Source organism: Calothrix sp. CCY 0018 (genome assembly GCF_963920925.1).
Taxonomy (GTDB): Bacteria; Cyanobacteriota; Cyanobacteriia; order Cyanobacteriales; family Nostocaceae; genus Rivularia.
Genome location: NZ_CAWUDI010000036.1, coordinates 25,421 through 45,414 on the forward strand (window position 1 = coordinate 25,421; position 19,994 = coordinate 45,414).

Consider the following 19,994-nt stretch of genomic DNA (forward strand, 5'->3'; position numbering starts at 1 on the left):
AGTGCAACTGATTTTAATCGCGGAAGAGTAAAATTGAATAATTAATGTATTTAAAATACTCGCTTCCAAATTTATGGATAAATCGGAATTAGAAGCACAGTTGTTAGAAAATCCCGATCAATGGGTTCGTCGTGAAATCGCTAAAAACAAGAATACGTCTTCTAAAGTATTGCAAATGCTAGCTTACGATAAATTAAAATGGGTGCGTTTAGAAGTTGCAAGAAATCCTAACGCACCAGCCACTGCATTAGAATATTTAGCTGCTGATGAAGACAATGAAATTTGCCGAGAAGTTGCTTTTAACCACAACACTCCGGTTAAGGTACTGGAAATTTTAGCCACACATGAAAATATTAAAATTCGTCAAGCTGTAGCATTTAATTTCATCAATCCTAATCCTAATACTCCTGTTGCTCTACTTGAACAATTAGCTACAGATGAAAATTTTGAAGTTTACTGGCACGTATTGTATAATCCCAAAACACCAGTATCTTTGCTGTTTGAAGCGCTCGCAAAACATAAACAAGATGATGGTGTTCGTCATGCTTTAGCTAGTAATCCCAGCACACCTACTACCATACTTGATGAGTTGGCTAATTGCGAGAATGAAGGCTGGGCGATTCTTCAAGAAATAGCTGATAATCCTAATACATCTCTGGCTACTCTTCAGGAATTGGCGACTAATGAAGAGAACGAGTCTTCTGTACGAGAATACGCAATCTTCAATCCTAACTTAATTACTATTTCTTTACTTGAACAATTAGCCACCCATGAAGATTGGGAAATTCGCAGAAGTGTAGCAGCTAATCCAAATATACCTGAAACTTTATTTCAACAATTAGCTAATGATGAAGTTGAAGAGGTTCGTTCTCATGCATTAGCTATAAGGGTTCGTAATTCTCAAGATATAATTTAAGCGCCTAATACATTAGATAAAATAAAAAATAAAAAAACCCCGGTTCATGTTTTACAACATTTAGCTAAGGATGCTAATCGGATTGTTCGTGCTGCTGCAAAAACTAATCTAAAACCTGAATAACAACAATTGAGATTATTGAACTATTTTAGTTTTATAATAAGGCAATACCATAATAATAAATTCCATTTATGCAAGCTATACTTTTAAGTCGTGAGGAAGTTGCCCGACGTGCAAAGCTATTATACGAAAATGGCATACGTCAGAAAGTTGAGTCAGAAGATAACATCGGTAAAATGATTATTATTAATATTGAAACAGGTGACTATGAGATAGATGAAACTGGTTTAAAAGCAGCACGCAGCTTACGCCACAAATATCCAAACGCAAGACTTTTCGGTATTCGTATTGGCTATAATGTTGCGGCTTCATTTGGTGGTGGTATGGAGCGTGTATCTAAGTGATTTCTGGTATTGTAATCAATAGACACGCTACAGTCAGATTAACATTTCTGCTTCCGAATGGCTCAAGATTACCAATTGAATTTGTCATAGATACAGGGTTTACTGACCATTTATGTTTGCCTTCAGAAACAGTCGCTCTATTAGGTTTGCCTTTTATATATGATATTCCTGCGAACTTGGCAGATAATAGCGAGGTTTCCTTACCAGTTCATGAAGCTATTATTATATGGAATGGGGAAGAACGAGAAGTTCGTGTCATTGCTACAGGAAGACGACCTTTACTTGGAACTGCTTTATTAGACGAGCAAGAACTTGTAATTCAGTTTACCGAAGGTGGATTGGTAACAATTGAAGGGTTATAACTAATTTTACAAAACTGTTATTGAACGAATTTGTTCTGTAGGAATAAACCCTCTTTCTGCCAAAGTTAAATCGATTTGGTTGGCAACTTGAATTGTCGTTGTAACTTTGCCCATGTTTTTATTGTTTGTAGATATCATCTAAGTAGTATTATGGTTTTTTAAACTTCTAACTCTCCATGCCCAATCCCCAATCCCCAATCCCCTAACTCTTAACTTCCAAACCCATATCTTTCAACCCTTTTCTTAACTGCTCGGCTGCAAAGATATTATTTTGCTGGTTGTGCAAATGAATCGCTTCTTTAAATGCTATTAAACTATCTTCTACATAACCTGCTTTTAACAATACAACGCCCAAATTCTGATAAGCTTGGGCATATTCTGAATTCAAATCGATAGCTTTAACGTAAGATGCAATGGCTTCTTTAAATAAACCCATTGCTTTATATGTCATTCCTAAATTGTAATATCCAATAACGAAAGAAGGGTCGATTTTTAAAATTGTTTCGTAAGCTTTCTTAGCACCGTTTAAATCTCCTTTCTCTTTAAGCAAATTGCCAAGATTATTATATGCTCCTAATTTAAGTATGGGATAAATCGGTAGTTTAATTGCTGCTTGATAATGAGCGATCGCCTGATGATAATTTTTCAACCGACTGTAAGCGATGCCCAAATGATAATAAAGTTCGTGCAGTATATCGTGATTTTCACTACATAAGGAAACTCCCTTCGATAATAACTGGATACTTTGAGGAATTTTCCCTAAATCCATATACAATGCTCCCAATTTGCTGCAAACATAAGCGTCCGAAGGATTATTTGCTAAAAACTCTTCCATTGCTGCTTGGGCTTTCACAAGTTTATTTTTGCGAGTTATTTGGCTTTGTTGATACCCTGAATGTAAAATCGCAATTCCTTGTATATAACCGATCTGCCAATGCGGTTCTTTATGTAAAATTTCTGATACGCTATCATCAACTAAAGCATGATAGGGGCGTGAAAATTTAATATCGGGGTGGTTGCGAAACAGCCGCGAAACCATAGAATAAGGCGATTGTGCTGCACCAATTTCGTCGCGCACCAAATTTATCAACAAATATTCTTCTCTTTGTATTGCTTCTCGCAACTGGGGAATAATTTCTGGTGCTAAGGTTTCGTCGGCATCTAAAACTAAAATCCAATCACCAGTTACATACTTTAAAGCTTCATTACGAGCAGCACTAAAATCATCGCACCATTCAAAATGATGCACTTTAGCACCATATCCTTGAGCAATATTTACTGTTTTATCGGTTGAACCAGTATCTAATATTACTATCTCATTGACAAACTTTTTGGCGCTACTCAAGCACTTTGATAGCGTGGATTCTTCATCTTTTACAATGGCGCACAGGCTGATTTTCATAGTTAGTTGTTAATTGTTAGTTGTTGGCGATCGGTAGTTAGATGTAAATGATAAAGGTAATGGCGGCTAAATGCACCATACATATTCTTATTTCTATTGCCTATTCCCCATTCCCTATTGCCTACAAATTATTTATAAACCAAAATGTTGTGCAAAAATATACATCTATAATCCTCCTAAAATCGTAACTTATAAAGAATCAAATTTAGGAATCACAATCAAATATCCCCAAAGTTGGCAAAGGCAAGATATAGGTAATATTTTTACAAAAGAATTAGTTAAATTTTTGTCGCTTTTAGGGAAGCAAGATAATTTTGAAGAAAAAGTAGTTTTAAGTATAGAAGATTATCCTGGAAGTTTAGAGCAATCTAAAGATGATTTTACTAAGGAAATAAATAAAGCATTATCGGCAGCGGAAATTATAGAAACTACTCCTATTACACTCGGATTTAAACCAGCTTTTAAAATAATTTATACCGGGAAAGACGAAGAAAAAAATTTAAACTTGAAAAATCTGCAAATCTGGACTTTGAAAGCTAATAAGGCATACATAATTACCTATACAGCGGAACAAAAAGATTACGATAAATTTCTTCCGGAGCTAAAAAACATGATTAAAACTTTTGAAATCAGCGAGCAGTGAGCAGTTAATAAATAAAAATTGTTTGTAGTTGCGCTTCAGCGCTTCCGATAAGAAGCGCAACTACAAACTTAAAAAAACCCGGTTTCTCAAAGAAACCGGGTTGATGAAATTAGAAATGAATAGAAACTAATTAATAATTAGTCTTTTTTCACTACTGATTCGTTGCTGACGGTAGCTTCGTCAATTGGTGTCCATGCAGTATGGAAACTTCCTTCTTTGTCGGTACGCAGGTAAGTGTGTGCGCCGAAGTAGTCGCGTTGTGCCTGGGTGAGGTTTTGAGGCAAACGTTCGCGACGGTAGCTGTCGAAGTAATCTAAGGATGCGCTGAATGCGGGAACGGCGATTCCTAATTTAGCTGCGGTAATAATTACTTCACGCCAAGCATCTTGTCTGTCAAGAATTGTTTGCTTGAATTCGGGAGCTAATAGCAAGTTGGGCAGTGAAGGATTTTGGTCAAATGCTTTCTTGATTTTGTTCAAGAATCTAGCCCGAATGATACATCCACCTTTCCAAATTCTTGCCATTTCACCAAGATCCAAGTTGTAGTTAAATTCTTGGGAAGCTTTGTACAACAAAGCCATACCTTGGGCGTAGGAGCAAATTTTGGAACAGTAGAGAGCGTCGCGCACCATGTTGATAAACTTCTTGGTGTCGCCTTCGTACTTACCACTAGGACCTTGGATTTCCTTGGATGCTGCGACTCTTTCTTGCTTGTAGGATGACATAATTCGAGCGTTTACTGCTGCACCAATTGTAGGAATTGGCACGCCCAAGTTAAGTGCATCTACTGCCGTCCAGCGTCCGGTACCTTTTTGTCCGGCTGCATCAACGATTAAATCTACTAAAGGTAAACCAGTTTCTTCGTCAATATAAGGGAAAATCTTGGAAGTAATTTCAATCAAAAATGAATCTAATTCCTCGGTGGTATTCCACTCGGTGAAAACTTCATGTAGTTGATTGTGGTCTAAACCTGCTGCATTTTTCAATAAATCGTAGGCTTCTGCAATTAACTGCATATCGCCATACTCAATACCGTTGTGAACCATTTTCACATAATGTCCAGCACCCCCAGGGCCGCAATAGGCAACACAAGGGCCATCGTCAACCTGAGCCGCGATTTTGGTGAAAATAGGCGACAGGTACTCATAAGAGCTTTCCGTACCTCCAGGCATCAAAGAAGGGCCGTTGAGCGCTCCTTCTTCACCACCACTTACACCCATACCAATGAAGCGAAAACCTTTGGGTTCTAATTCGCGGGTGCGTCGTTCGGTATCTTCATAAAGCGAGTTACCACCGTCGATAATGATATCACCCTCATCTAACAAAGGTGTGAGTTGTTCAATTACCTTATCAACGGGGCCACCAGCTTTTACCATTACCAGGATTTTGCGGGGACGTTCCAATAATCCCACAAATTCTTCCAAGGTAAACGCTGCTTTCACATTTCTACCTTGGGCGCGTTGTTCCATAAACGCATCAGTTTTTTCACGCGAGCGGTTATAAACTGCGATCGGGAAGCCGTTACGCTCTACATTCAGAGCGATATTTTCTCCCATAACAGCTAATCCAATCACACCAAAGCTTTGTAATGTCATAAATTTTTTCTGGCTAACTCTTCCAAATCCTTTCTTTTATCTCTTAGGGTAGTCCGAGATTTTCAAATCGCTTCTAAAGAAGACATTAAGACTTTATTTAAATAGTAAAAATGCATTATGGATACACATAATTATTTTTAATTTGTATATCAATCAACAATTTGTCTCTAAAATTCGCTAAATTGTAATATTTACTATAAATTATTGGGCATTGGGGATGGGGCATTGGGGGGACAAGGGGACAAGGAGAGAGGGGGAAGAGGGGGTAGAGGGGGTAGATTAAATTGTTTTAACTCCTAACTCCTAACCCAATTACCAATGCCCAATCCCCCATCCCCCATGCCCAATCCCCAATCCAAAATCTAAAACAAAAGCATCCGTTGTTAAAATCTAAAATCCAAAATTCTTATGACACACATCTTGGCTTTGATTGTCGGTTTGGGTAGTTTAGCAGTCTATTTGGCGGCTTTCTTTTTTCCTGAAGTTCACCGCAAAAATGATTTTTACTTGAGTGGGCTAGGTTTGTTTTATGCCCTTGTATTGTGGGTGTTTGCGCCGCGTATCGGTGGCTGGTTTTTCTTGGGGCAATTAGCGGCAGTTGCTTTATTATTTTGGTTCGGGTTGCAAACGTTTTCGTTGCGTCGTCAACTTACTCCGGCGATGCAGCAAACCCCGGTACCCACTGCTGAAGCGGTGAAAAGTAATATCAACCAACAACCTACAAAATCGCTGCAACAACGTGTGGGAGGATTATTTAAGTCTGTTACAGGCATCTTACCTGGTAAAAAAGAACAAGTTTCTCAAACTCCCACTGCGACACAATCTGTATCTACACCTCCTACTGCTGAAGATACTTCTGCTGCAACAATAGGCAAAACTTTAACTGATGCAATTGACGAAGATATTTCATCTACTCAAATGAAAATTCCGGTATCAGATACGCCAGTAGTTATTGTTGATAACACTGATGCTGCAACTACAACTGAAATTCCAGAAGCTATTGCACCTGACTCCCCACCCGAAGAAGTAGTAGAAGCAGCTTCTGAAAATGCTGATGCAGCAGAAAAAACCATACCTCCCGTAGAAGAAATTGCCCCCGATGCCGAACTTGCTCCCCCTGCGGAAGCACCACCGGAAAAAATTCCACCCACCGATTCACCTCAAGCATGAGTAAATAAAGAAAATTACTTATTGTCGTCAAATCAATATATAAGTAAATGTAAATCCCCTCCAGATTATTTTTCCGGAGGGGATTTATCTATTTTGGATTTTAACAACGGATGCTTTTGTTTTAGATTGGGGATTGGTTAGGAGTTAGGAGTTAGGAGTTAGGAGTTAGGAGTTAGGAATAATTTAATCTACCCCATCTCCCCATCTCCCCATCTCCCCATCTCCCTACTGCGGTGTCTTCTGCAACTCGGGCTGTTCTTCTGGAAGAATCGCCCCTTCTACGGGACAAACCTGTATGCAAATGCCGCAGTCGATACAGGTAGCAAAGTCAATCCAAAACCAATCGGTGCCTTTGACGTTTTTTCCTGGCCCCGGATGAATGCAGGCTACTGGGCAAGCATCCACGCAATCCGCAACGCCTTCACAAACATCAGTAACAATCGTGTGTGCCATGTTTCCCCTCTATGCATCAGTGAACAGTGAACAGTTAACAGTAATTTGTTACCACAGTTCGATTCGTACTCTTGTAAATTGTAAATCTTCAACTGCTAACTACTAACCACTAACCACTAACTACTAACTACTAACTGATTCAACTTGTTTTGAACCGTCGGCTTTGATCCAGGCAATTTGAGCAATTTCTCGATCGCGTGCGTATTTTTTTATTGTTTGTGCATCTCTTCCACTCAACTCCATTTCTACTTTTACTAAATGAGTTGAGGAACGCAGTTTTTCGGCATAAGCGAAAGCTGCGGCAGTGGCACTGGAATTTTCTGGTACTACTAGCCAATCACTCGCTAATTTAGGCTGCGGTAATTGCTTAGAAGCTGATAGCACGTGGTATAAATCTTCTATAAATAAGGCGAAGCCGGTACCTGGTATGTCTTTACCTTGGGGATGATATAGCCCTAAGAGTTTATCGTAACGTCCACCGCTTCCTATAACTCGCGCTTCGTTATCGATGTCGCTAACTACTTCAAATACAAATCCGGTGTAGTAGTCAAAGGTTTGAATTAAGCTGAGATCCAGAATTAAGGAGCAGTTTCCCTGGGATTCGATCAACTCAACTAAAGCTTTGAGGTTGTTAACCGCTTCTTGCTGCCCGGAGTCGAGATTTAAAGTACCGATCTTTTGTAAAACATCGGCACTTTTCCCGCGTAAATCTAACATTACTTTAGCGCGATCGCGATGTTCTTCACTTAGAGGTAAGGTGTCTATAGTTACTCTATCTAAATGAACGATGGCGCTACGAATTTTACTTTGTAAGTCGGCGGGAAAGGCTTTGAGTAAAGATTGAGTAATTTCGGCTTCACCAACAATTAAATGCCAATTCTGTAATCCGAGTGCTTGCAAACAAGCGGTTACTAATAGCAATACTTCTGCATCTGCAACTAAACCGCCACCACCTAATAATTCAACTCCAGCTTGATAAAATTCTTGCTGGCTATTGTGTTTAGATTCTGGTGTTCTTCCGAAGACGTTGGCGTTGTAATACAGCCGTTGCGGAAAATCAACGCCAGCCATGCGCGTTACGGCAGCACGGGCTATAGAAGCCGTTAATTCTGGACGCAATCCCAATTCTTCATCTTGAATATTTTGCAGTTGAATCACCGTTGAGCGTTCAATTGCACCTCCTGCCATCAATGTGTCAATTCGTTCTAAGGTTGAGGTGATAATTCTGTGATAACCCCAACCTTGAAACACTTCTTCTAATCTGTCTTCAATCCAGCGTTTTTGAGCGACATCTAAGGGTAATAAATCCCTGGCTCCCGCTGGAGGTTGATACACCATTATTTTTTCTTCCCACCGAACAATCCACCAAATAAGCCGCCACTTTCAGACTTTGAAGATTTACTCGCAGCAGCACTCACAGTACTCTTTTTACCAGTTGATGGTGCAGTTTTCTTTAAAAACTTATCAATTTTAGCTTTCCCTTCTAAGGCGGTTGCATCTTTAGGATCTAATTGCAAAGCGCGATCGAAGTGAATTTTCGCCATTTTAATTTGATTTTGCTTCATGTAAACCACTCCAATCAAGCTGTGACACTGATTGCTCGAAGGCTTCATTTTGATCGCATCCTGCAATTCAACCCGAGCTTGTGATAATTGATTCTTCACAATCAATTCTTGGGCACGGCGCATATACCCAGCAAAAACTGGATCTTCTTTGGGTTGGGGTGGTGCTGAATTATTTCCCGCAGCAGCAGTATTATTTGTATTAGAGCCACCAGACACGGTGGATGAAGACGAATTTGATTTTAAAGACTTACCCGCACTCCGCATCAAATAAACTAAATTCAACTCGCTGATTTGAGAAATAGCTTCTACAGCTTGCGCTAAAGAATTATATTGAATCTTAGCTACGTGGGATATAGCATTTTTGTAAGCGCTCTCATAATTCGGCGTACTTGCTAACTGTCTGGCATTGTCGGTAGTTAATTCCACAGAAGAATCTTGAGCTAAACGCTTTGCTATTTGCACTAAAACAGCATTATGTTCGGCATGATTCTTCTCTTGATGAAGATGTTCGTAAGCTGGATTTACCAACTTTGATAATAGTTCGCTCGCTAGGCGTTTTTCCTCATCATCAGCTTTAGCACAGCTATCGGGATGCAAGCGACGGGCAATTTGAAGGTAGCGTTTGCGAATTTCCGAAGCATCTGCATCCACTCGAACGCACAAGATGGCGTGATAATCTATAAAATCATACTTAAATAGGCCGCGTTCTAATTTAAAAGACATAAAGCTATTTTATACAAAAAAGAACATTAATCTTACTAGTTTACTTCTATCCCTTGGGTGTTTGTCAGTAGTTGATTGTTCGTAAATTTTCAATTAATTACCAGTATCAGTTACTAGTTAATCATCGTAGTCAGAATCGGGTTTTTATATATAATCGTGTTTTCAACGGTAAAATTTAGGGAAATATAGCAGTATTTATTAAATTAAATATGTTATCGTTTCAGCAAAATAACTGAATTATTTGATTGCTCCTTAGTTAATTTATACTTATTTATCAATTTGTTCTAGTTAGATTTATTGAATTTTATATTTGAGCAAAGAAAGCTAATTTGAAATTAATTTATAGATTTTTTCATTGAATATTTATAAAGCGGGGGTTTTGAGCGCTTTTATCTGCGTAATTTCCGAAGTGATGAAAATCATTGTTCGTAGTAGCGCCGTTTTCACATCATATTTCTGAATTCGGATGCGCTAAAGCGCTACTACGAACCTTATACTATGAGTGAAATTTACAAGGGCAATATTATGGCAGGCTACAATCCCGACTTTCTAGGGAATGGGATTAATCTTCCCGTACCCAGCTTTGCTCCATCGATCGCAGGGGATGTACTCCGTAGTTCCCTATTAGAAGATGATATTTTTGCTAGCTATATTAATTATTCCATCATTACCAATCGGATTAGGCGATCGACTATTGTTACTTGTGCAAATATCGACCAAAATCTGATTAAAAATGTACCAAGGAAGCGGGGTTGGGATATTGATACTCGTATCGGTGCCGATTTTCAACTTGATAACGACTACTATCGCAACAATCCTTGGGATAGAGGACATTTAGCGAGACGAGGTAGTTTGGCTTGGGGGAAAACAGAAAGGGAAGCCAAACGAGCTTCCGATGATACCTTTTATTATCCCAATGCAGCGCTACAGCACGAAAACTTTAATCAAGATGAATGGTTAGCGCTAGAAAATTGGGTATTTGACCTCGATTTAGATAGTAATGGTAAAATAACCGTTTTCACCGGGCCAGTTTACGGTGATTTTCCTCGCACCATTACCCCACCGGGAAGAGAATCTGCATTGATTCCGTCGGCTTTCTTCAAGGTTGTTTGCTTTGTAAATAAAGATAGCAATGAACTTGATGTGCGAGCTTTTCTGATGTTTCAAGACGAAGAAGCTTTAAGGGACAAAGAAGGTAATAAACTGTTTAATTTTCAAACTTATCAGGTAACAATTACTGAAATTGAAAGATTAACGGGTTTGGAATTTGACGATGAGATTTACGAGAAAAATCCTTTGTTATTCAACGAAAATCCCGAAAAGCGAGAAGCTCTTCATATCGCACAGTTTCCCGAACGAATTGAAGTTGATGCACCTGCTGAAATGATTGCCAAAGGTGAACTTAGAGATTCAGTTGCTGTAGATAATGCTGCCATTTTTATTGCTGCTGCGATGGTGAATCCTTCGGGAGATGAACGAGAATCCGAATGGGTTTCTGTAATCAATCTTTCTTCGGAGCCAGTTAATTTAGAAGGTTGGACATTATCGGATACCAAGCATGAATCGTTGCAGTTAAATTCGATTTTGAAAGAGCAACAAAGGATTTTACAACCTGGGGAAGCGGTGAGGATACAGCCATTAAATCCGGTGATGTTATCCAATCGTGGTGGGGTTATTAGTTTGTATGACAATCAAGGTAAAGGGAGACGAATCGATCGAGTTAATTACACTGCGAAAGATGTTGAGCGGGAAGATTTTACGGTGAGGTTTTTGCGTCGGGGTTGATTTAAAAGTTCGTAGTAAGAGTTTTAACTCTTATACCGAGGATTAAAATCCTCACTACAAACTCGTCAAAATTGATTGTGTAGTGTTTTATCCCAGCCTGACGGGGAATCTAATTCCCCGCTCTTAAGCGAAATTCCGATAAATCTGACATCTTGCACCATTCTCAACACCGCCTTAGAATAAATTCTCAGGCTCACAAACAAAGTCTGATAAATCAGACTAGGCAAGGCTTTTAGTGCGTTTTAACGTACTTTGCATATGAGCCTCGAAATTGATTTCTCTGCGAGAAAGCCTCCGGCTTACAAGGTGGGCATTTGGGCTTAATAACAATGGTGCAAGATGTCAGATAAATCTCCTAACTAGCACATTTTTAAACCCTTATATAACGAAGGTTTCAGCCTAAGCCAAAAAATGTGCTAGTTTCATTCGTTGCGAGGGGTTTAATACTTTTGACTTTTAACTTTTGACTTTTAACTTCCCCTCCTGGGGCGCTCATATCTTGCACCAGTCTCAACACCGCCAGGGAATGCAATTAAGGGGCTCAAAGCAAAAGTCCTATAAATAGGACTGGCAAAGGCTTTTAGTGCGTTTTAACGTACTTTGTGTATGAGCCTGGGAATTTATTCCAAGGCGGTTGTGAAGGCTAACTGAGAATGGTGCAAGATGTCAGATAAATAGGACTGAATTGTGAATTGTATTTATAGTGCTTTGCTGAGCTATATACCGAAATTTTATCTAAATGATAATATTAAGGCAAAAAAATGTGTATTTGAATCCACAGTAGTTTAAATAATAAAGAGCAAGGTGAAGCTGAATACTTTACCGAAGATTTGGGTAATGGTGTAACTCTAGAAATGGTTTCCATTCCTGGTGGTTCATTTAAAATGGGTTCGCCAGCAAATGAAACTCCACAGCACGATGTAACTGTACCCGCTTTCTTTATGGGCAAGTTTGAAGTCACCCAAGAACAGTATCAGCAAGTGATGGGTAAAAATCCATCTCACTGTGAGGGATATAAACGTCCCATAGAAATGGTTTCTTGTAATGATGCTGTGGAATTTTGCAAAAAGTTGAGTCAAAAAACAGGACGTACTTATCGTTTACCCAGTGAAGCAGAATGGGAATACGCTTGTCGTGCTGGTACTACTACACCATTTCACTTTGGTGAAACGATTACTGATGAGTTAGCTAATTATCATGCCAGCAAAACCCATGCTTCGGAACCAAAAGGAGAATACAGGAAACAAACTACCCCAGTAGGAGAATTTCCACCCAACGCTTTTGGGCTATACGATATGCACGGAAACGTCTGGGAATGGTGCTAAGATACCTGGCATAGTAATTACAATGGTGCGCCCAAAGATGGGAGTGCATGGATTGATAATGATAATCCTGATCAAATACTGCGGGGTGGTTCCTGGCTCTACCGTCCTGAACTCTGCCGTTCCGCGTCTCGCTACAGCTATCTTACGCGCGACAACCGCAACCTTGTTGGTTTTCGTGTTGTCTGCGGGGTTGGGAGGACTCCTTAGTAGCCCTTTATACTTTAGCCCTTTTGCCCTTTGCTCTTTTATTCTTTACTCTCTTTTAGCGGAGCGGAGCGTTAAAATTTTATTTCATAAATTGAGGTTATGTAGGACTTATATCTTTTCCGCTTAGAGGATGTAAGAATGCGTATTATGTTTAACATCAAAATCCTAGAAACCTAACCCCTAACCCCTTCCCTATTAGGGAAGGGAAACGGAATAATAAGGGTTTCAAAGTCTCTCTCCTAGTAGGAGAGAGATTTAGAGAGAGGTTTTAAGTAACCTTTTTGACTTTTCAAACATCCTCTTATATCGGAATGATAAAAAATATGATCGGAAAAAACTCTGCGCTCCTCTGCGTTCAAAAAAAATATAATTCCGATGCCAACGGATTTGATATTACGCAACTAATACATTTTTGGTGCGTGACGCTACAAGTATTGTAACCACGTACAAAATTTATTAAAGCGTCATAGCACCCTACGAGTAAAATATGCCAGTTGCGTAAGTCCTAATCAAGATAAATTGTTTTTAACCTTTAATTCGCACTGTTGAAAAACATAATTAACTGCTGCAAATAACCGATCTAAATCCTGAATTACATACAAATTTTTATTTCTCGTAAACACTTGTAAATTCAACTTGCCAAACTGCCATATTTTACCATTAGACACAATCCCAAAAACATCGTTATCTAAATCATCATTTATTCGCTGTACCGCTATCATTTCTGCTAAACACTGACTCCAACCTTCTTCAAATTTGTCTTGTTTAGCTTCAACCGTCAAAAAATAAGGTTTATCAAAAATAATTGTAGACAGAGGATTTCTTTGCGCTACTGTATAGTCAGGAACACCAGATAAGTCTTCATCATAAGTTAATGATTGATGACTCCAAAGTGTTAATTTATCTCGATAAGCTTTCCAAACTTCTTTTAAAACTGGATAAATAAGATTTTCACAAATAGCATCTTTTGAGTTATCGACAACTCCATCTGTAAATAATAAATCTAATTCTTCTCTAAATGAATCTTTAACTGGAAACTCAACTTCCAGCATAAAGTTAGTTTGCACGTATTTTATTTGAAATTTTTTAAGTACCGCAGCGATACTTTTATAATTGCTAAATGCCATTACAATTCACTTTGTGGTAAGAATGATAGATGAATAAATATATTTTTATTGTAATAAATACAGTATCTGGCGCTTGAAACCGCTACTACACAGGCGAAGTCCACCTCCGTGGACTAATATTCTTAACCCGCGCAGGCGGGTTTTGCTTGTGTAGCTGCGGTTTCAACCGCCAAGTAAAGTAAACTATTGCTCATTACTCCGACAAACCGTTAATTTTTCCCGTACTTGAGCATTACTATCAAGATAATCTTTTAACTTCTCGCATCCCTTTGTTAATAACCCATCTAATTCTTCAATTGACCAAATCAGCACTTCATTTCCTTGAGGTTGATTACCTTGAATGTGCGCGAGAATATATTTACCATCTGGGCTAAATTGAGCTTCCGTTATGAAGGTAGATGAATACTTGTATTCTGCAAGCTGCTTACCTGAAGTATCCCAAATATTAAATTTTTTGTCATTTGAAGCTGTGAGGATACGCTTACCATCCGGGCTAAATTTAGCATACATAACCAGAGCTTGATGAGGTATTTCAACTAATTGTTTACCATTCGTATCCCAAATAATCGCCATATTATTTGTGGAAGTAGCAATAATTCGTTTTCCATCTGGACTAAAACTAGGGCTATAAATATCTTGATTCGTTTTGAATTCTGATAGTTTTTTACCTGATGTATTCCAAATGGTTAATATTCCTCCTTCTGTTGCAACAATACGCTCTCCATCTGGACTAAAGCTAGCACCAAGATAACTTTTTTCACTTACTGGAAACTCTACTATTTTTTTACCCGAAATATCCCACAAACTAGAATAATTTTTGCCGTCATAATCAAACTTAGCAATAATATATTTACTATTAGGACTCCAGATCATACCTTTAGCATTGAATGTAGAGATTAATTTACCCGAATTCGACCAAATTTTAGTTTCCTTATCATCAATCGTAGTTAATATATACTTACCATCTGGACTAAAAGCTGCATATACTACTCCTTTCTTATGTCCCGAAAGTAATAATAACTGTTTACCTGACGTATCCCAAACACGAGCAGTTTTATCAGCTGATGCTGTAACTATTTTTTTGCCATCTGGACTAAAATCAGCATTATGGATTACATCTGAATGTCCTTGAAATATTGCTAACTTTTTACCATAATTATCCCAAATTAATATAGAATTTCTAGTTGGGGTAACAATATATTTACCATCTGGACTCCAGTTTGCTTCAGTAATCGCATCTTTGGATTTAATAGTTGTTGTAACTGCCGATCTTTCGTCGGATAAATTCCAGATACGAACTTTTTTATCGAATCCATAAGTAACAATATATTTTCCATCAGGACTCCAACGGGGGCTACTTTGATTTCCTACTAACTCAGCTATTAAATCAGCAGATAAATCCCATGCTTTTGCAGCACCATCTCTTATATCCCACACTTTTATCGTGTCGTCAGTTGTAAAAAGTCGCTGACCATCAGGACTAAATTCTGCATTACTATTCAGTTCTTTCTGATTTGTTATTTCTCTAATTAGCCTACCAGATAAATCCCAAACAAGAGTTTTCTCAGATGTGGTTACAAAAATACGCTGACTATCGGGACTAAAACCAGCATCCATTATTTTCCATTTATTATCTACTTTAAATTGTGCAATTTTTTTACCTGAAACATCCCATACATAGGAGTCATCAGAGTTAGTTAAAATATATTTTCCGTTTGGACTCCAATAAGCACTGCTAACAGCCTTTGAATGTTCCGAAAATGTCCGCACCAGTTTACCTGATGTATCCCAAATCCGAGCAGTTTGATCGTTGGAAGTAGTAAGAATATATTTACCATCTGGGCTAAAACTGGCAGTATTAACTGTATCTTTAAGCTGCAACAATAAATTACCGGATAAATCCCAAATACGAACTATGTTTTCATCATAGCCACTATTCTCAGATTGTGGTTTTTGAGATGTAGTAATTATACGTGTTCCATCAGGGCTAAAGCTAGCACTATTTACCCATTTTTGATGTTTAAGTATCGCTAATTGTGACCCGGAAAAATCCCAGATACGAACTGTTTTATCCTTAGAAGAAGTGAGAATATGCCTACCATCGGAACTAAATTCAGCACTATATACTCCTCCTTGATGTCCTTTTAGTGGAACTATCAACTTACCTGATAAATTCCAAATTCGAGCGGTTTTATCTGTGGAACCAGTAATAAGATATTTTCCATCATGGCTCCAGTTGACACTTGTAATAGTACCTTCATGAGCTATAAATTGTTGAAATTCGCGGACATTATTGGTTATGGTTTGCAAAGCTAAAAGCGGACTGGTTGCAGGATAGTTTTCTATGGAACGCCCATCGTTAACAAGTTTTTTCAACCTTTGTCCCGCATCCATTGCTGTTACTAAAGATTCTATTTGTTTGGTTTCAAACTGTTTTAGCGCTGTAACTCCGGCTCTTTCTAATTTCGTACCTTCTTGAGCTTCTTGCAATTGATAATTTGCTCCTATAAAAGCAATCATTGCTCCAATCACAGAACAAATTAAAACACCACCACCAACGCGAATTTGTCGTTTAGCTTTATATTGAGCCGCAGTTAAAGTATCGTTAGCTTGTGCTAATATGCGACTTTCTTCTTCTTGAAGAGATAAAGCGAGAGCTATTTCTTGTTTTTCCAATTCCTGACTAGCATTTAAAAACTGATAATCTTGCTTGCTTAAACTTTTATCAGCAGCCCAAATATTAGCGTCTTTTAATGCTTTACCTCGCAATAATCTAGAATTATCTTGACAATTTGCAGCAAACCAAGCTGATAATGCTTCCGAATATGGTCTTAAATTCATAAGTGCTTTCTCTACCCAATTCAAATTAAAAACTGTGGCGTAAATACGGTTGTAAACCTTTAAATATCCCTGATTTTCTACAACTAATCCAGATAGCCGTAATTCAATTTGTTCCGGACTATCTTCAGCGGGTATTTGTCCTAACTGTAAAATTTTCTGATATAAACCAAGCAATGCACCAGTATTATGCTTGCTTCTCAAAATTCTATCTTTGATGGTTTTTAAGTGCGGTGGTTCGTCTTGCGATTCCCAATTTTCAATTATTTGCTGTCTGACAATTTTTTCTACATCTTGACTTGTTAACTGCGGATAACCTACTAATAAATCGCATAACTTCTGTGTAAGTAAAGGTTGTCCTCCAGTCCAATCTAAAACTTCTTTTAAAACAGCTTGGGGATTTTCAATTTCTATTAATCCCGATGCTAAAGGTGTAATTTCATCTATTTGAAAACCATTAACTTGAATCGCACTACCAATATTAAAAGGTGTTCTGACTTTATCCGCGATTAAATCGCTTGGTGTTGCTACTCCTAGAAGCACAAAAGTAATCCGATTAAACTCTTTATTCAAATTACGTTTTTCATAACAGCTTCTAATCCAAGAGAAAAAGTCATCGCAGGGAAAGTTTAAGCTTAAAATACTATCGATTTCATCAATAAAAATAACTATTTTAGATTTGATGTTTTCTAATAATATTTCTTCAATAAATATATCCAAACGTTGTAGAGGAGATAATTCGCTGTTTTTCTTCCACGATGTTCTAATAAATTCGCTGGGGTTAGCTATGCCAAAATTAGCAACCAACGTATAAACAATTCCTGCATACCACTGTTCTGGATTGATATCTTGACTACCTCTTCCAGAAATATCAATTGTGGTACAAGCGATTCCTTCAGCTTGCAATCGTTTGATGGTACGAACTTGTAAGCTAGTTTTACCCATTTGTCGGGAATTAAAAATATAGCAAAAATTGCCTGCTTTTAATTCGTTATAAAGGTCAAAATCGGCTTTTCTAACTACGTAGCTGGGAGCATCTTCCGTGAGGCTTCCACCAACTTTGTATGAAAAATTGTTGTTCATTTGAGAATTGGGAATAGGGGATATAGCAGTTTTAAATAATTTTTATATAAGGTAACAATCGCAACCAGCAGTCCCTCACCCCGCCTCCGGCACCCCTCTCCAGGAGAAGGGGAGAGGGGAGGGGGAGAGGGATTTATCTAAGGAGAAAACACGTTTTTTGCATGATTTTCAATCCCCTAAAGAGGTACAAAGTCAACAGCCTAGTTACGCACCCTGCAAAGACATCCGATTACGACTAATTAACGCTTCTAATTGTTTTATGCGATCGCTAATTAATACTATTTCTGGATGAACTGGACTATACCTTTTTGCAAGCTGTGATTTTTGTGCTTGCAAATCTTCCATTTTTCGATAAGCAGCATTATTAATCAGGCTTTTTACTGTCCCTTTATATGGCTGCGGCTGCGTGGTTTTAAGTTGTTTATATAAGTCCTGAAGTTTAACGTCAAAATCTCGAATCATCGGGTGTTGAGGTGTCAATCTTGCTGAATTTATCGCTCGTTCAACTTCTATTTCAGCGATTGATTCTAAAATGTTCGCAGTGGTAAGATCCGGTTCTGGAAGTGATACCCCTAATTGTGATAATTCAGTTCTAACTTTATCTAATTCATTTAGGGTTATGTTATTCATCTGACCATTTCCATTTACCCCGTTATATTCTTGCTGCAATACTTTATCTGCTGCTCTGTAATCTTGAATAGCATTTTCTTTATCTCCTAAATCCCGATACAGATTAGCTCTGTGAATATAAGTATCAGCACTAATAAAGGAGTCATTACCATCAATATATCTATTCAAATTTAAGATTGCTTCTTGTTTATCACCCGATTTTTCATAATCCATAGCTTTCTCATAGAATTCCCACCGCTCTGCGCTTAACACGGTTTTTTTATGTTGCTTTATCATGTAAGCAAAGCAACTTTTTGGAACTCCTGCTATCTTCAAAATGTTCTGCGCTGAATCAAAAGTTTGTGGAGTTACTATTTTACATACGTGATAATCATCAGGAACTGAAATTTGTGCAAGTAATGGTAGTGAAAAACCTAAGAACAAAACAGATGATGTATGAGCAATTATAGAAGTTATAGATAATCGAAATTTCATAATTATTTAATCGATAGCGATATTATTTAAGATTAGGATTAGCGTTCGTAGGTTCCACTAAAACTACATCAGATTACGGCTAATTAATGCTTGTAATTGCTCTATCCCATTATCAATAAAAATTATTTCTGGATGCGTTTGAGTATACTTTTTTGTAAGTTGCGATCGCACTTTTATCAAACTTCCCATTTTTTCATATGTTGCATTATTTATCAGGTCTTTTACTGTTCTTTTATCTGGCTGTAGTTGCGTGTTTTCAAGTTGTTTGTATAAATCCTGAAGTTGAGCGTCAAATTGCCGAATTGTGGGGTGCTGAGGATTGTACTTTACTGAATTTAATGCTCGCTCAACTTCCATTTCAGCAATTGATTTTAAAATATTCGCAGTGGTAAGATCCGGCTCTGGAAGTTTTACCCCTAATTGTGATAATTCAGTTCTAACTGTATCGAACATTTCTTGATTCATGGAGTCCATACCACCATTTCCAAAAACCCCATTTAACTGTTGCTGTAAGATTTTGTCTGCTGCTTTATAATCTTGAATAGCATTTTCTTTATTTCCTAAATCGCGATACATATTTGCTCTACGAATATAAGCTTCAGCATAGTTCTGACTTTTACTAATAACTTGAGTCAAATCGGAAATTGCTTTTTGTTTTTCACCTAATTTTTCATAAGCCCTAGCTCTGTTCCAATATGCCCTGTCACTCCAACCCCTACCCATATCTTTATTTATTGCTTCGGTATAATCTTTAACTGCGGCTTTGTAATTCCCAATTTTATAGTAAGCGTTTCCACGTTCATAGTAGGTAGCTTCTACTTCAGGATTCAGCTTAATTGCTTGCGTGTAAGAAGAAATTGCAGCTTGGGAATCTTTTTCGCACTCCAGTTGAAACAATCCCATGTTTATGAAGTCAGCCGCTATATTAAGCTGTGGTGGTTTAGGAGTTCTGCATTCATCAGGATTATTAGAAGCTAGGATTGGTGTAATTAATGGTAGAGAAATTAGCAGCAAAATAGATGATGTATGAGCTAATACGGTAGGTATAGAGAATGCAAATTTCATAATTATGTAATGCAGGAATAGTTTTTAGTAGAATTAGGACTAGTGATTCCTACTAATCTCATTTAACCTCAACGATATCTGAGTTGACATGGGAGTATATCGAGTACGTATCGACTTTGTAACGAGATTGAATCTAACGTAAACCTAACCCCTAACCCCTTCCCTGC

Annotated in this window: 16 protein-coding genes and 1 pseudogene; 7 read left to right on the top strand and 10 right to left on the bottom strand. The window is 37.9% G+C overall.

Translation table 11 applies throughout. From position 1 onward, the window contains the following. The first annotated feature begins 73 nt into the window (after positions 1 to 73). The 3 genes from ACM03V_RS23620 (at position 74) to ACM03V_RS23630 (ending at position 1,742) form a co-directional block, all read left to right on the top strand. The gene (locus ACM03V_RS23620; protein WP_414623245.1) at positions 74 to 916 is read left to right on the top strand and encodes a hypothetical protein; all 843 of its coding nucleotides are present in this window, start codon (positions 74 to 76) and stop codon (positions 914 to 916) included. 191 nt (positions 917 to 1,107) lie between these two features. Further along, positions 1,108 to 1,380, top strand: a complete 273-nt coding sequence (locus ACM03V_RS23625) for a hypothetical protein (RefSeq protein ID WP_414623246.1) — start codon at positions 1,108 to 1,110, stop codon at positions 1,378 to 1,380. Continuing rightward, a complete protein-coding gene (locus ACM03V_RS23630; RefSeq protein ID WP_414623247.1) occupies positions 1,377 to 1,742 on the top strand; it encodes a clan AA aspartic protease in 366 nt (121 codons plus the stop codon). Before ACM03V_RS23625 ends, ACM03V_RS23630 begins: the two co-directional genes overlap by 4 nt. 6 nt (positions 1,743 to 1,748) lie before the next feature. On the opposite strand, the gene ACM03V_RS23635 is transcribed toward ACM03V_RS23630, so the two are convergent. Continuing rightward, a complete protein-coding gene (locus tag ACM03V_RS23635) occupies positions 1,749 to 1,880 on the bottom strand; it encodes a hypothetical protein (RefSeq protein WP_414623248.1) in 132 nt (43 codons plus the stop codon). Between the two features lie 64 nt (positions 1,881 to 1,944). Then, positions 1,945 to 3,144, bottom strand: coding sequence for a tetratricopeptide repeat protein (locus ACM03V_RS23640; protein ID WP_414623249.1), 1,200 nt, complete (start codon positions 3,142 to 3,144; stop codon positions 1,945 to 1,947). Between the two features lie 70 nt (positions 3,145 to 3,214). Between ACM03V_RS23640 and ACM03V_RS23645 the strand changes: the two genes are divergently transcribed. Further along, positions 3,215 to 3,787 (top strand): PsbP-related protein, encoded by a 573-nt coding sequence (locus tag ACM03V_RS23645; protein WP_414623250.1) that lies wholly within the window; start codon positions 3,215 to 3,217, stop codon positions 3,785 to 3,787. A 137-nt stretch (positions 3,788 to 3,924) separates the two neighbouring features. Here ACM03V_RS23645 and gndA read toward each other — a convergent pair whose 3' ends face one another. Next, a complete protein-coding gene (gene gndA, locus ACM03V_RS23650) occupies positions 3,925 to 5,382 on the bottom strand; it encodes an NADP-dependent phosphogluconate dehydrogenase (RefSeq protein ID WP_414623251.1) in 1,458 nt (485 codons plus the stop codon). A gap of 408 nt (positions 5,383 to 5,790) precedes the next feature. On the opposite strand from gndA, the gene ACM03V_RS23655 reads away from it, so the two are divergent. Beyond that, positions 5,791 to 6,552 carry a Ycf66 family protein gene (locus ACM03V_RS23655; protein WP_414623252.1) on the top strand — a complete coding sequence of 254 codons (762 nt, stop codon included), beginning with the start codon at positions 5,791 to 5,793 and terminating at the stop codon, positions 6,550 to 6,552. A gap of 225 nt (positions 6,553 to 6,777) precedes the next feature. On the opposite strand, the gene ACM03V_RS23660 is transcribed toward ACM03V_RS23655, so the two are convergent. The 3 genes from ACM03V_RS23660 to ACM03V_RS23670 form a co-directional block, all read right to left on the bottom strand. Continuing rightward, positions 6,778 to 7,005, bottom strand: a complete 228-nt coding sequence (locus ACM03V_RS23660; protein ID WP_414623253.1) for an indolepyruvate ferredoxin oxidoreductase subunit alpha — start codon at positions 7,003 to 7,005, stop codon at positions 6,778 to 6,780. A gap of 123 nt (positions 7,006 to 7,128) precedes the next feature. Continuing rightward, positions 7,129 to 8,343 carry an ATP phosphoribosyltransferase regulatory subunit gene (locus ACM03V_RS23665; protein WP_414623254.1) on the bottom strand — a complete coding sequence of 405 codons (1,215 nt, stop codon included), beginning with the start codon at positions 8,341 to 8,343 and terminating at the stop codon, positions 7,129 to 7,131. Then, positions 8,343 to 9,293: a DnaJ domain-containing protein gene (locus tag ACM03V_RS23670; protein WP_414623255.1), complete on the bottom strand. Its 951-nt coding sequence runs from the start codon at positions 9,291 to 9,293 to the stop codon at positions 8,343 to 8,345. Before ACM03V_RS23670 ends, ACM03V_RS23665 begins: the two co-directional genes overlap by 1 nt. Before the next feature lie 498 nt (positions 9,294 to 9,791). Here ACM03V_RS23670 and ACM03V_RS23675 point away from each other — a divergent pair, with 498 nt between their 5' ends. Next, complete coding sequence (locus ACM03V_RS23675; protein WP_414623256.1) at positions 9,792 to 11,078, top strand: DNA/RNA non-specific endonuclease; 1,287 nt, start codon at positions 9,792 to 9,794, stop codon at positions 11,076 to 11,078. Positions 11,079 to 11,869: 791 nt separating this feature from the next. Beyond that, positions 11,870 to 12,610, top strand: a pseudogene (locus ACM03V_RS23680) (formylglycine-generating enzyme family protein); the annotation flags it as partial. Positions 12,611 to 13,119: 509 nt separating this feature from the next. Here ACM03V_RS23680 and ACM03V_RS23685 read toward each other — a convergent pair. The 4 genes from ACM03V_RS23685 to ACM03V_RS23700 form a co-directional block, all read right to left on the bottom strand. Beyond that, positions 13,120 to 13,737 (bottom strand): hypothetical protein, encoded by a 618-nt coding sequence (locus ACM03V_RS23685; protein WP_414623257.1) that lies wholly within the window; start codon positions 13,735 to 13,737, stop codon positions 13,120 to 13,122. A gap of 183 nt (positions 13,738 to 13,920) precedes the next feature. Continuing rightward, the gene (locus tag ACM03V_RS23690) at positions 13,921 to 17,658 is read right to left on the bottom strand and encodes an eIF2A-related protein (protein ID WP_414623258.1); all 3,738 of its coding nucleotides are present in this window, start codon (positions 17,656 to 17,658) and stop codon (positions 13,921 to 13,923) included. A 204-nt stretch (positions 17,659 to 17,862) separates the two neighbouring features. Further along, positions 17,863 to 18,762, bottom strand: a complete 900-nt coding sequence (locus tag ACM03V_RS23695) for a hypothetical protein (RefSeq protein WP_414623259.1) — start codon at positions 18,760 to 18,762, stop codon at positions 17,863 to 17,865. Between the two features lie 63 nt (positions 18,763 to 18,825). Next, on the bottom strand, positions 18,826 to 19,827 hold the full coding sequence (locus ACM03V_RS23700; protein ID WP_414623260.1) for a tetratricopeptide repeat protein: 1,002 nt from the start codon (positions 19,825 to 19,827) through the stop codon (positions 18,826 to 18,828). Between the last annotated feature and the right edge of the window lie 167 nt (positions 19,828 to 19,994).